General features: G+C 72.9%; 10 protein-coding genes. 5 read left to right on the forward strand and 5 right to left on the reverse strand.

Translation table 11 applies throughout. The features are described from left to right. Positions 1-25: 25 nt before the first annotated feature. A complete protein-coding gene (locus HS045_RS25845) occupies positions 26-661 on the reverse strand; it encodes a CHAP domain-containing protein (RefSeq protein ID WP_196454072.1) in 636 nt (211 codons plus the stop codon). Between the two features lie 273 nt (positions 662-934). Beyond that, entirely contained in the window at positions 935-1,885 is a 951-nt protein-coding gene (locus HS045_RS25850; RefSeq protein WP_196454073.1) for an NADP-dependent oxidoreductase, read from the reverse strand. Positions 1,886-2,014: 129 nt separating this feature from the next. On the opposite strand from HS045_RS25850, the gene HS045_RS25855 reads away from it, so the two are divergent. The 5 genes from HS045_RS25855 to HS045_RS25875 all read left to right on the forward strand — a co-directional run bounded on the left by HS045_RS25855 (position 2,015) and on the right by HS045_RS25875 (position 5,715). Beyond that, positions 2,015-2,377 carry a helix-turn-helix domain-containing protein gene (locus HS045_RS25855; RefSeq protein WP_196454074.1) on the forward strand — a complete coding sequence of 121 codons (363 nt, stop codon included), beginning with the start codon at positions 2,015-2,017 and terminating at the stop codon, positions 2,375-2,377. A gap of 38 nt (positions 2,378-2,415) precedes the next feature. Then, positions 2,416-3,075 (forward strand): bifunctional 2-polyprenyl-6-hydroxyphenol methylase/3-demethylubiquinol 3-O-methyltransferase UbiG, encoded by a 660-nt coding sequence (locus HS045_RS25860; protein WP_196454075.1) that lies wholly within the window; start codon positions 2,416-2,418, stop codon positions 3,073-3,075. A gap of 15 nt (positions 3,076-3,090) precedes the next feature. Then, positions 3,091-4,029: a Ppx/GppA phosphatase family protein gene (locus HS045_RS25865; protein ID WP_196454076.1), complete on the forward strand. Its 939-nt coding sequence runs from the start codon at positions 3,091-3,093 to the stop codon at positions 4,027-4,029. A 210-nt stretch (positions 4,030-4,239) separates the two neighbouring features. Continuing rightward, a complete protein-coding gene (locus HS045_RS25870) occupies positions 4,240-5,052 on the forward strand; it encodes a DUF1206 domain-containing protein (RefSeq protein ID WP_196454077.1) in 813 nt (270 codons plus the stop codon). Positions 5,053-5,217: 165 nt separating this feature from the next. Further along, entirely contained in the window at positions 5,218-5,715 is a 498-nt protein-coding gene (locus tag HS045_RS25875; RefSeq protein ID WP_196454078.1) for an ATP-binding protein, read from the forward strand. A 108-nt stretch (positions 5,716-5,823) separates the two neighbouring features. On the opposite strand, the gene HS045_RS25880 is transcribed toward HS045_RS25875, so the two are convergent. From HS045_RS25880 to HS045_RS25890, 3 genes are all read right to left on the reverse strand, one after another. Then, positions 5,824-9,303 carry a DUF4062 domain-containing protein gene (locus HS045_RS25880; RefSeq protein ID WP_196454079.1) on the reverse strand — a complete coding sequence of 1,160 codons (3,480 nt, stop codon included), beginning with the start codon at positions 9,301-9,303 and terminating at the stop codon, positions 5,824-5,826. Between the two features lie 247 nt (positions 9,304-9,550). Beyond that, positions 9,551-10,666, reverse strand: coding sequence for a DUF5925 domain-containing protein (locus HS045_RS25885; protein ID WP_230884821.1), 1,116 nt, complete (start codon positions 10,664-10,666; stop codon positions 9,551-9,553). A 251-nt stretch (positions 10,667-10,917) separates the two neighbouring features. Next, on the reverse strand, positions 10,918-12,441 hold the full coding sequence (locus HS045_RS25890; protein ID WP_196454080.1) for a serine/threonine-protein kinase: 1,524 nt from the start codon (positions 12,439-12,441) through the stop codon (positions 10,918-10,920). Positions 12,442-12,443: the final 2 nt, after the last annotated feature.

Below are 12,443 nucleotides of genomic sequence, written 5' to 3' on the forward strand. Positions count from 1 at the left end.
GCCGTCCTTCCCGCGTTCCGCGGGGTCAGACCGCGTACTGCGGGTAGCCGTAGCCGACGACCTCGGCCTTGGGTCGGACGCGCCGCTCGACCTTGCCGTTGCCGGTGTTGCCCTCGATCGTGGTGACGGTGCCGTCGCCGTTGTCCTTCTCGACCAGGCCGACGTGGTCGATGCCGGACAGGCTGTCGCCCCTCTTCCAGTCGAAGAAGACGACCGCGCCCGGGGCGGCCTTCCCGCCCCACCTGCCGTTGGCCTTGAACCACTGGGCGTAGGTGACGGTGTAGGCGTCCCAGCCGACGGTGGGCCGGAGGCCGGCCCGCTCGCCGACCCAGGAGACGAACATCGCGCACCAGGGGGCGTCGGCGTAGGCCCGGACGCTGCCGCCGTCGCGCTCGACGGTCTCCCGCGCGCGCCGGGACTCCATGTACCAGCTGTGGAACTTGGTCCCGCCGCCCTCGGCGTTCTCCTCCACGCCGATCTGGCTCTCGGCGATCCTCAGCAGCTCCTGCGCGGTCACGCCGGACGGCTTCGTGCCTGTGGCGGAGGGGGCCGGGCCGGTCGCCAGGGCGCCCACGGCCAAGGCCACTCCGCCGGTCAGGCTCGCGCCCAGGGCGGCGGCCACGACACGGGTACGGGTGCTGAACCGGGCGAGGGAGATCATGGAGGAAGGGAGTCCGTTCGTCGCGGGCGGGACGGTCCGGGCCCGGTTGCGGCGCTCGGCCGCCGGGCCGGCGCGGCCGGAAACCGGCCGCCTTCCTCCATTGGGCCCGCACGACGTAGCAGGAGGAGAGCGGGAAAGGTGCGGTGCGGTTGCCCGCGGCCGGGAAGGCTCGGCCGTCCCGCCCCGCGACGCCCCGTCCTTCCCGCGCCCGTCCTTCCCGCGCCCGTCCTGAGGGCCGTCCTCTCCGCTGGGCCGTCCTCTCCGCGGCGGCCGTCAGCCGACGCGCAGCACCAGCTTGCCCCGGGTCCGGCCCTCGGCGAGGCGCTTGTGCGCCTCGCCCGCCCGTTCCAGGGGGAAGACCTCCTCGACCCCGATCCGGACCCGGCCGTCGTCGACCAGCTCCGCGATCCGGGCCAGCGCGCGGCCGTCCGGCTCGACGAGGAACGCGCTCACCCGCAGGCCGCGCTCCTGCGCGCGCCGGGCCAGGTCGGGGGAGACGCCGGAGGGCACCGCGACGAGCAGGCCGCCCGGGGCGAGCACGTCCAGGGAGCGCGTGCCGGTGGCCTCGTGCTCGTCGCCGACCAGGTCGACGACCACGTCGACGTCCTCGACGGCCTCCTCGAACCGGACCGAGGTGTAGTCGACGAGCTCGTCGGCGCCGAGCCCGCGCAGCCACTCGTGCTTGCCGGCGCGGGCGGTGCCGATGACGTGCGCGCCGAGGTGCTTGGCGAACTGGACCGCGAAGTGCCCGACGCCGCCCGCCGCCGCGTGCACGAGCACGCGCTGGCCGGGCCGGATCCCGGCCGCGTCCACCAGGGCCTGCCACGCCGTCAGCGCGGCCAGCGGCACGGCGGCGGCCTCGTCGTGGCTCACCGAGCGGGGCTTGAGGGCGAACTGCCGGGAGGGGGCGGTCACGTACTCGGCGTAGGCGCCGGCCCGGCGGGGGAACCACGGCATGCCGTACACCTCGTCCCCGGGCCGCAGGGTGTGCACCCCGAACCCCACCTCCTCCACGACCCCGGAGACGTCCCAGCCGAGGACGAAGGGGGGCCCGCCCAGGACTCCGGCCATGCCCCCGCCCTCGCGGGTCTTGACGTCGACGGGGTTGATCCCCGCCGACACGACGCGGACCAGGACCTCGGTGGGCAGCGGTTCGGGCCGCGGCAGGTCCGCGGTGCGCAGGACCTCGGGTCCGCCGAAGGCGTCCTGGGTGACAGCGCGCATGAGCGCCATGGTCTTTTCTCCTTGCCGATGGGGACTGGCGACGTCGGTGAAGCTATCCTGATGACCCCAGTAACCATCAAGGGCTATTACTTCCCTTTGGGAAGCATCTAGGCGGGAAGGGAGCCGGTCATGTCCATGAGGTGCACGACGGGCCGTCACGACAAGCACGACGTCTACGCCGCCCAGTGCCCCTGCCGCGGCGTGCTCGACCTGCTGGCCAGCAAGTGGACCGCGCTGGTGATCGGCGCGCTGGAGGATGGGCCGCAGCGTTTCGGCGAGCTGCAGCGCCGCCTGGAGGGGGTCAGCCCCAAGGTCCTCACCCAGACCCTGCGCCGCCTGGAGGAGTCCGGGTTCGTGGACCGCACGGTCTACCCGGCCGTCCCGCTGCACGTGGAGTACGCGCTGACCGGCCTGGGCTCCGGCGTCGCCGAACCGCTGGCCGCGCTGCGCGGCTGGGTCGAGCGGAACCTGGACGACATCCGCCGGGTCTGACCCGCCGGAGGGCGCGGGACGGGTGGGATCCTGGGCGGATGGAAGAGCTGAGAAGCCGCTGGACGGAGATCGCGGGCGAGGACGCGGGGGAGCGGTACGCGGCGCGGTTCGCCGAGCTCGCGGCCTCCGGGGCGGACGTGCACGGGGAGGCGCGGTTCTGCGCGGCGCTCGCGCCGCCCGGATCGCGGGTGCTGGACGCCGGGTGCGGCACCGGACGGGTGGCGATCCGGCTGGCGGAGCTGGGCTACGAGTGCACGGGCGTCGACCTGGACGAGTCCATGCTCGCGGTGGCGCGGAGCCGGGCGCCCGAGCTGACCTGGGTGACGGGGGACCTGAGCGCGCTCGGTCCGGAGGCGCCCGGCCTGGACGCCTCCGGCGCGGGGCGGCCCTTCGACCTGGTGGTCGCCGCCGGGAACGTGATCCCGCTGCTGGCGCCGGGGAGCGAGGCGCGGGCCGTACGGGGGCTCGCCGCCCTGCTGCGGCCGGACGGCCTGCTGGTGGCCGGGTTCGGGCTGGACGCCGCGCACCTCCCGCCGGCCTCGGCCACCGTCGGGCTGGCGGAGTACGACGCCTGGTGCGGGGTGGCGGGTCTGGCTCTGGAGCGGCGTGCGGCGACGTGGGACGGCGACCCCTACGACGGCGGAGGGTACGCGGTGAGCGTGCACCGCCGGATCCCGGACGGGACGAGTCCCAAATAGTAGTAATTTCAACGCATGCGATTGGGCGTTCTCGATGTCGGTTCCAACACGGTCCACCTGCTGGTGATGGACGCCCACCGGGGGGCCCGGCCGCTGCCCGCCTACTCCCACAAGGTGGAGCTGAGGCTCTCCGAGCACGTCGAGCGCACCGAGGACGGCGACCGGCTCTCCGAGACCGGGGCGGCGCGGCTGCACGCGTTCGTCGAGGAGGCCCTGCGGATCGCCGAGGACAAGGGCGTCGAGGACCTCATGGCGTTCGCCACCTCGGCGGTCAGGGAGGCGGTCAACGGCGACGGCGTGCTGGAGCGGATCAAGGCCGCCACCCAGGTCGACATCCAGGTGCTCTCGGGGCAGGAGGAGGCCCGGCTGACGTTCCTGGCCGTGCGCCGGTGGTTCGGCTGGTCCTCCGGGCGGCTGCTGGTGCTGGACATCGGCGGGGGATCGCTGGAGATCGCCTCGGGGATCGACGAGCAGCCGGACGTGGCGGTCTCACTGCCGCTGGGCGCGGGCCGGCTGACCCGCGACTGGTTCACCGCCGACCCGCCGCCCGCCGAGGAGGTGCGGGCGCTGCGCCGGTACGTGCGGACGGAGATCGCCCGCTCGGTGGGCGACGTCGCCCGGTACGGCCAGGCCGACCACGCCGTGGCGACGTCCAAGACGTTCAAGCAGCTGGCGCGGATCGCCGGGGCCGCGCCCTCGGCCGACGGGGACAACCTCCGCAGGTCGCTCCGGCACGCGGACCTGACCGGGTGGACCGGCCGGCTCGCCGCGATGGACGCGCGGGAGCGGATGGGGCTGCCCGGGGTGTCGGCCGGGCGGGTGCGGCAGCTCCCGGCGGGGGCGATCGTCGCGGACGCCACGATGGACCTGTTCGGCGTGGCGGAGCTGGAGGTGTGCCCCTGGGCGCTGCGCGAGGGGGTCATCCTGCGGCGCCTGGACGCGCTGCCGGGCTGAGGCCCCGCCGCAACCGTCCCGCCGGAGTCCGTTCCCCCGCCGGAGTCCGTTCCCCGTGGCGGGGACCGACCCGCTCGAAACCGCCCTCCGCCGCGGGGGCATCCCGTCGCGGCCCTCCGCCCCGGACGCGGGGGCTGCCCCCGGGCGATTCCCTCCACACCTGGTCGTGGGAAGGTTTGCTCCCTCTTTGTGAGGTAAGAGCGCAGTGTTATGAACAGCGCACAGGTGGAAGGCGCCGCGCGCAGAGCGGCGAACAGTCGGACACTGGACAGGCTGGCCAGGCTCGGCATGGCCTGCCGCGGTGTCCTCTACGGTTTGATCGGGTTCCTGGCGCTGCAGATCGCCTTCGGCGGCGGCAGCGGCGGAAAGGAGGCCGACAAGACCGGGGCGATCGAGATGGTCCAGGAGCAGCCCTTCGGGAACGTGCTGCTCTGGCTGATGGTGGTGGGCTTCACCGCACTGACGCTCTGGCAGCTCTCGGAGGCGGTGATCGGCCGGGGCCGGACCAAGGACCGGGCCGAGTCGGCCGGGCGCACGGCGGTCTACGCGCTGATCGTGGCCACCCTGCTGAGCCTGCTGCTGCGCGGCGACTCGGGCGGCTCCACCGACCAGCACTCCCAGGACCTCACCGCGACGGTGATGGAGTGGCCCGGCGGGCGGTTCCTCGTCGGCCTGGTCGGGCTGGGCCTGATCGCGCTGGGCGCCTACTGGGTCCACAAGGGCTGGAAGAAGAGGTTCCTGCAGGACCTGCGGACCGGCGAGATGCCGGCCAGGGCCAGGGACCTGGCCGAGAAGCTCGGCACGGCCGGCTACCTCGCCCGGGGCGTGATCGCCGCGGTGGCCGGGGTCTTCGTCGTCCAGGCGGCGGTGACCTACGACCCCGACAGGGCGAAGGGGATCGACTCGACGCTCCGCTCGCTGGCCGAGACCCCCGCGGGCCCGTGGCTGCTGGGACTCGTCGCGGTCGGTCTGCTCCTGTTCGCGGTCTACTGCTTCTTCGAGGCGCGCTGGCACCGGGTGTGACGGAGGCGGGCGCCTGGGGCGGCGGATGCGGGCACGCAGGAGAAGCCCCGCGGAGCAAGTCCGGGCTGACTATCCGGTAAGCCATCCCATTCGTACTTTTCCGGGACATCGCACCTTCCGAATCCCGCGTCTTCCCAGAGTCGCGGACAGCATCGGGAGGGCTGCATGGACCTGTCGGAGTACGAAGAGGAGCACGACGAGGAGCTCGGCGGCGGGTTCGGCGGGGCGCCGGGCGGAGGGACCGGCGGCGAATGGGTCCTCCGCCTGGCGGGCTCCCCCGAGCAGGTGATGCGGGCCCGCCGCCTGGTCTCCGCGACGCTGGGCCGGGACCACCCGCTGCACGACGACTGCGTGCTGCTGACCAGCGAGATCGTCACCAACGCGGTGGTGCACTCCCGATCGGGCCGGGGCGGGGCGTTCGTCCTCGGGATCTCCTGCTCGGCCCGCGGGGTGCGGGTGAGCGTCCAGGACGAGGGCTCCTCCTCGGCGCCCTGCGTCTGCCACGCCTCCGCCGAGGCGACCGGCGGCCGGGGCCTGCCGCTGCTGGAGGCGCTGGCCCACCGGTGGGGCCTGGTCCGCCGGGCCGGCTCCACCCGGGTCTGGTTCGAGCTCCAGCCGGAGCCGGCCGCGCTGCCCCGGCCGCACCTGGCCGGCGTCAGGTGAGCGCCGACCTCCGTGGGACGGTCCCGGCCACAGATGAAGACCCCGACGGGTTCTCGGCTGCGGCGCTCCGTCTCCTGCGGGGCGGACGGTTCCCTGCTTTATCGGAGATCAGCTCTCCACCGCGTGTCGGCTCCCGAAACGACGCAGGACGTAGTTCGCCCAGACCGGTTCGTATGGAGCGCCCTGCAGGTCGACGGCGGCGGCCACGAGGCGGGTCAGCTCGTCCGGGTGCACTCCGGAGGCGGCGAGGAGGGAGAGGGCGCACGCGCGTACTCTCCAGTCCGGGTCCTCGGTCGCGAGCCGTACCGTCTCCTCGTCCGGTCGCGGCAAGCGGATTCTTTCGGATATCAGTCGGACGACCCCCTCTTGCGGAAAATGAATTGATACCGCATCGGATTTGATCTGATCCTCCGGGAAATAGCGGAACGCCTGGACGTACAGCCAGGCGATTCGATATCCGGGATGGCCGGACTCAAGGAAAGGAACCAGCTCGTCAGGAGTGGTCCCGGTCTTCAGCAGTGCTCTGGCGATCACCGCAGGGTCCGGTCCGCCCAAATCGTCATTGATTCTTCGGAGAATCACCTGTTTCACCTCGTGGGCATGCCAGGGAGGGAAGTCGGCCAGGACGTCACAGCACGCCGTGTAGGTCTCCAGATCCTGGGTCCGGGTCGCCAGGCTCATCAACCATCCGTATGGATTGTCGTGCGGGGAACTATGCGGGCCGTCGTCCAGGGAGTTTACGATCAGGGAGTTCATGGTGAGGCGGAGCGAGGCCTGAGCGGGCAGCAACCGGACTGCTTCTTCGAACAGCCGGTCCGCCGCCGCTGTGGGGGACTGCCATATCCCCCTCACCCCGGCCATTATCGCGTGTGCCAGCAGGCGGCCCGATGGATCGAGGGCGCCGTCGATCCTTTCGGCCGCGAGACCCAATTGGACCGGGTCGTTCCATGATCTGGTTATCAGGAAGACAGCGATGCGGAAATAATCCAGGTCCAGATTGCGTGATCCCGGGAACACCTTCGACGCGGCGAACCGGATCGCCAGGCAGAGGGCGTGCCGGTCACCGGCCCAGCGGTCGCAGAGGTAGGGGACGGCGATCTCCGCGATGTTCTGGCGCTCCCGGCCCACCCGTGCCGTCAGGGCGTGCAGCAGCGCGTCATCCAGCGACCAGCTCCGGACCAGTGCCCGGAGGGCGTCCGCGCGGATCCGGGTGTGCCGCTCGGAGTCGAAGAGCGCGAGCAGGGTGAATCCGACGTGTTCGTTGCCCGGCCACTCGCGCTCCAGCACGGCTATCGCCCCCCGGCTCGCCGCCTCGTCGCCGCGCAGCGACGCGAGCGCGAACGCCAGCCGGTCGCCCCGTCCGCGCAGCGCGACCTCTAGTTGGAAGGCGATCAGCCGGACGCGGAACTCGCGGTGGTGGGAGAGTTCCGCGGCGAGGCCCAGGACCCGGGAGGAGGGCGGGACCGCGTCCCCGATCAGGAAGAGCGCGGACAGGAACCCGGTGATCGACGCGTCCCGTGTCGGGGTGCGTCCCTGCGGTGCGAGCACATGGACGAACCCGACCACTTTGTCGACCAGGCCCTGCGCCCACGGCTCGGCCCCCGCCTCGCCCAGGAGCCGGGCGGCGAAGGCGACGGCGTCCTGGTGGAATCCCGGGGTCACGGACGACGGACGCGGCGTCAGATGCTCGACGTGCTCGATCACCTTGCGGATCGGGGAGCCCTGGCCCTTGAGCATCGCGGCGAGCAGCAGCAGGACCTCGCGCCAGTCGTCCGAGGACCAGTGGGCGCCGAAGACCTCCTCGGTGAGCCAGCCGAAGTCGGACTCGCGCGCGTTGAATTCGGCGAGTACGTGGCCCGCGGCGAAGAACTCCATGAAGGTGCGGTGGACGAAGCCGAAGACGTTCTCCCCGATCTCGGCCAGCACGTAGGTGCGCTCCCGCAGGTGGTCGATGATCTCCTCGGCGATGCCGCGGGCCTCGCCGGGGGAGCGGCGGTAGGCCTCCTGTAGGTAGCCGGAGACGATCTCGATGAGGGACCCGCGGGCGATCGCGTTGAGCTCGCGGCCCGGCCGGGCCCCGTGGAGCATGGCGATGGCGACGCGCTGCAGGAGGTGCGCCTTCTGCTCGGCGGTCATGACGAAGCTCAGTAGTTCCTCGCGGCCGATCTTCTTCCGTTTGACGTCCCAGTCCTCCAGCAGCACCTCGGTGCACTTGCCGTACAACTGCCAGCGGCGCTCGGGCAGGTCGGAGTGCTTGTAGATGACGGCCATCATGGTCAGCAGGAGCGGGTTGCCGGCGAGCTCGCGCAGCCGGGCGCTCTCGGAGATGCGGTGGACCAGGCTGTGGGCGTCCCGCTCGTCGCCCTGCAGGGTGTAGAACTCGTACCACTTCGGCACGAAGGACTTGATCTCCGGCATGCCGAAGTCGAGCAGCGTGTAGTGGGTGAAACCCGCCTGGTCCAGTTCGGTGCCGTCGTAGCCCGCCAGTCGTGACGTCACGACCACGGCCGCCTGCGGGAAGGCCTCGGCGAACGCCCTCACCTCACCGGTGATCCGCGCGCGATCGTTCGGGCCGAGCACTTCGTCCAGGCCGTCGAAGAGGACGGCGGACTCCCCATGGGCGAGCAGGTCCTTCAGCCCGGCCGCGTCGAGGTCCATCAGGTGGTCGCGCTTCAGGGTGTCGGCCATGTAGTCGAGGAGGTTCCGCGAGGGATCCAGCGCGTACTGCCGCAGCTCCACCAGGATCGGGACCGGCGCCTCCGGATCCTCGCAGAGCCGCAGCATCCTGCTCAGCAGCAGGGTGCTCTTCCCGCTGCCGGGACCTCCGAGGACGACCTGGCGGTCCTCCCGGCCGAGCACGGCCGCGGCGGACCCGTCCGCCGCTGGCGCCAGCGGCGGTCCGCCCGCGAGGTCTCCGGAGTCGGGGTCGGTGCCGTCATCCTGGAAGAGGTCGTAGTCGGGCCGCCCGCTGCGGCAGGGCTGCGAGACGAACACGTCGTTCAACGGGATCTCGATCGCCCGGTCCTGCCGGGCGCCCATGATGACCTGGAGGCGTACCAGCCGGTGCCGGTCCGTGACCGCGACGCGGTAGGCGCCCCAGTTGGCCAGATGGCCGGGGCGTGCCTCCTCCTGCTCCCGCCCCCAGCGGTGCACCGCGGCGGCCAGCTCGGCACTGAGATCGTTGGCGTCGGTGAACTCGGCCGTGAGGAAGTCCGCGCGCAGCCTCTCCCGCAGACTCTGGACCCGGGAGTGGGCGGAGAACTCGATCTGGCCCGTGTCCCAGGTGGCCCCCTCCTTCAGGACGAAGGCCAGGATCGGCTTGCCGAGCTCCTGCGCCCTGAGGAACTCCAGCTCCGTGATGGAGCGGTCACGGCCCTCCGGGACGAAGCCGTACCGGAGGGCCACGATGCAGATGTAAAGGTCGCAGGCGGCCACGTCGGCCAGGCAGCGGTCCAGTGGCCGCACGTTCTCGGCGACGTAGTACTCCATGGCGACGTCGGTGTGGCCCATCTGCCGAAGCGTCACGCGGACGCGTTCACGGCATTCAGCCAGGTCCTGAAACGTGGACGAGACGTATACCTTCGCCATGAAGCCCCTCGCACCATGAAGAACACCCGTGATACGGGACGGAATCCTGATCCCCGTGCCGACCCTAGCCGCGTACCCCGCCGGAGTCTTCCGAACGTACGGCGGAAGCGCGCCCCGGAGGATGCCGGGTGATCTCGCGGCGCGACCTCGCTCGACCTTGACACGGCGACACGGTCTTCACCGCTGCCGAAGAGGCGGTGCCCGCGCCCATGCCGGAACGGGATGCGGCGGCGGCGCCCGCGACATCTCAGAGGTAGAGGCCGGTGCCGGCGGCCGGGGCGGCGGCGGTCCGCTGCGCGAAGCCGTCCCGCAGGGCGAACAGCTCGGCGAGGGTGGCTCCCTCGAGGGAGACGTCCTCGGCGGTGCCGAGCCAGGCCGCCGCCTCGTCGTGCGGCAGCGCGCCCACCTCCAGCTGGGCCAGGCAGCGGCCCGGACGGACCACGGCCGGATGGAGCCGGGCCAGGTCCTCGTTGGTGGTGATGGCCACCAGCACGTCGCGGCCCTGGCCGAGGAGACCGTCGGTGAGGTTGAGCAGCCGGGACAGGCCCTGCCCGGTGGCCTCCTTGGCGCCGTTCCTGATCAGCTCGTCGCAGTCCTCCAGGACCAGCAGGCGCCACTTCTCGCCGTCCTGCGCGGAGTCGGAGCCGACCGCGACCTCCATCAGGTAGCCGGGCGAGCCGAACAGCCGCTCCGGGTCGAGCACGCAGTCCACCTGGCACCAGGAGCGCCACTCGTGGGCGAGCGTGCGCAGCAGGGTGGTCTTGCCGGTGCCCGGCGGGCCGTGCAGCAGGAGCAGACGGCCGTGCACGTCACCGGGGGTGAGGGACATCAGGCGGGAGATCGGCTCGTGCAGCGACCGCGCGTAGTTGCCGCTCACCTCCGCCCACGGCGAGGTGGTGATCGGCTTGCCGGAGCGGCGGCTGCCGTGCTCGCCCTGCCACCAGAAGCCCATCTGGACGTGGTCGTCCTCGGGGGCGGGCTCGGTGGCGCCCCTGACGGTCTCCTCGATCACCGAACGGGCGAGCTCCTCGCTGACCGCGGTCACGCTGACCGTCGCCGAACGGCTCTTGTAGCGGATCACCCGCAGCGTCCAGCCCTCGCCGGTCACCAGCCGCGAGTCCCGGCCGTCCTCCTCCCCGGCGGCGCGGACGAGGGTCCCGCCGGCGGGCATGAGCGGCGCGTCGGAACGCACGCGCTCCAGGGTCGCGGTGCGGGCCCACGGCTGCGTCCCGGTGGCGAACGGGGAGAGCGCGAGCGCGTCGATGACGTCCACCGCGGTGTCGCCGTCGTCGAGCCAGATGTTCATGGGCAGCTCCGCCTGCGGCTGCTCCGGGGCGAAACGGACCTCCTTCAACACGGACATGCCGGTAATGATCCCGTCTGCGGCCGCGCAGGTCGACGGGTTTTCCGGTTTCCGCCGGCCGCGTACGGGGCCCCCTACCGTCCCCGGGTACGGCCGTGTGCCGCCGCGTACGGCCCGCCCCGCGCACCGGCCCGCCTCGCGCACCGGCTCGCCTCGCGCACCGGCTCGCCTCGCGTACGGCCCGCCCCGCGCCGGGCCGTACGGCTTCGCGTGCGGGCCCCGCGCGGACCGCCGCCCGCGCGGACCTCCGTTCAGGAGACTTTGGTGAGGTCGCCGGTCTGGGTGACGATGCCGAGACCGGGGACGTCCTTCCAGGTGTAGGTGAGCGACCGGCCCTTCCGGGTGAGCCAGACGGTCCCGGCGACGCAGCCGGTGCCCTGGCCCAGTTCGAACGTGAGCGTGTCCTCCTCGGCGGTCTTCAGCGTGATCCGGCCCTTGCAGTCGTGCTCCGGCTCGGCCCATGCCGCGTCGTCGTCGCCGGCCGTCAGCTCGACCTCGATCCTCGTCCCGCCCGGGGAGAGCGGGTTGGTCGAGGTGATGCCGTCACCGGCCCACCTCCCGGCGAAGGAGGCAGGGATCACGGGGCCGGAGGGCCGCGGGTCGTCCGTGCGCCCGGTCCCGGCCGGACCCGGGCTCTTCCCCGGCGGTCCGGAGGCGGCGGACCCGGACGGGGAGGAGCCGGTGGAGACCGGCGTGGGCGGGGCGCTCCGGCCGGCGTCGCCGGGACGGCCGCCGAGGACGAGCCAGGCGGCGACCCCGGTGGCGACCAGTACGGAGGCGGCGACCAGGGCCGAGCCGGCCGTGCGCCCCCGGGAGGCCCGCTTCGCCAGAGCGGTGCGGGCGGACCGGCCGGGATCGGTCCGCCCGGGGGAGCCGAGAGGGCCGGGAGGGCCGGGAGGGCCGGAGGCGTCCGGAGCGCCGGCGGGGGAGGCCAGCTCGCTGCCGAGCCGGGCCAGGTCGCCGGTGGAGGCCCCGGATGCCGCGCCCGGGTCCACCAGGCTGACCATGAGGGCGCGGGCGGTCGGCCGACCGGCGGGATCCTTGTCCAGGCAGGAGGCGATCAGCGCGCCGTACCGGGCGGGCAGGGCCGACAGGTCGGGATGGAGGCTCAGGATCCGGTGCAGTACGGCGGGCACCGTGTCGGCCCCGAACGGGGACGTCCCGGTCGCCGCGTAGACCATGGTCGCGGCCCAGGCGAACACGTCGGAGGCGGGCGAGGCGGGGGACCCGGCGATCTGCTCGGGGGACAGGTAGGCGGGGGTGCCGATCAGGCCGGAGGTGTGCGTGGCGGCCCCGTCCTCGCGGGCGATGCCGAAGTCGACCACCCGGGGGCCGTCCGGGCCGAGCAGCACGTTGGCGGGCTTGAAGTCGCGGTGCACCACCCCCGCGGCGTGGACCGCGGCCAGGGCCGTGGCGGTACCGACCACCAGGCGCTCCAGCTCGCCGCCGCGCAGCGGCCCGCTCCGCCGCACCCGCTGCTCCAGGGAGGGGCCGTCCACGAACTCGCTCACCACGTACGGCCGGGGCCCGTCCACGGAGGCGTCCAGCACCCGCGCGGTGCAGAAGGGGGCGACGCTCTCCAGCGCCGACAGCTCCCGCGTCAGCCGGGCCCGCGACGCGGCGTCCCCGCGGAACAGCAGCTTGACCGCGACGGGCCCGCCGCCGGGCGTGTGCGCCAGGTAGACGACGCCCTGCCCGCCCTCGCCGAGCCGCCCGGCCAGCCGGTACGGGCCGAGGCGGACCGGGTCGTCGGGGGTGAGGGGGGTTGCGGCCATGC

The sequence above is a fragment of the Planomonospora sp. ID82291 genome, assembly GCF_015711645.1.
In the GTDB taxonomy this organism is placed as follows: Bacteria; Actinomycetota; Actinomycetes; order Streptosporangiales; family Streptosporangiaceae; genus Planomonospora.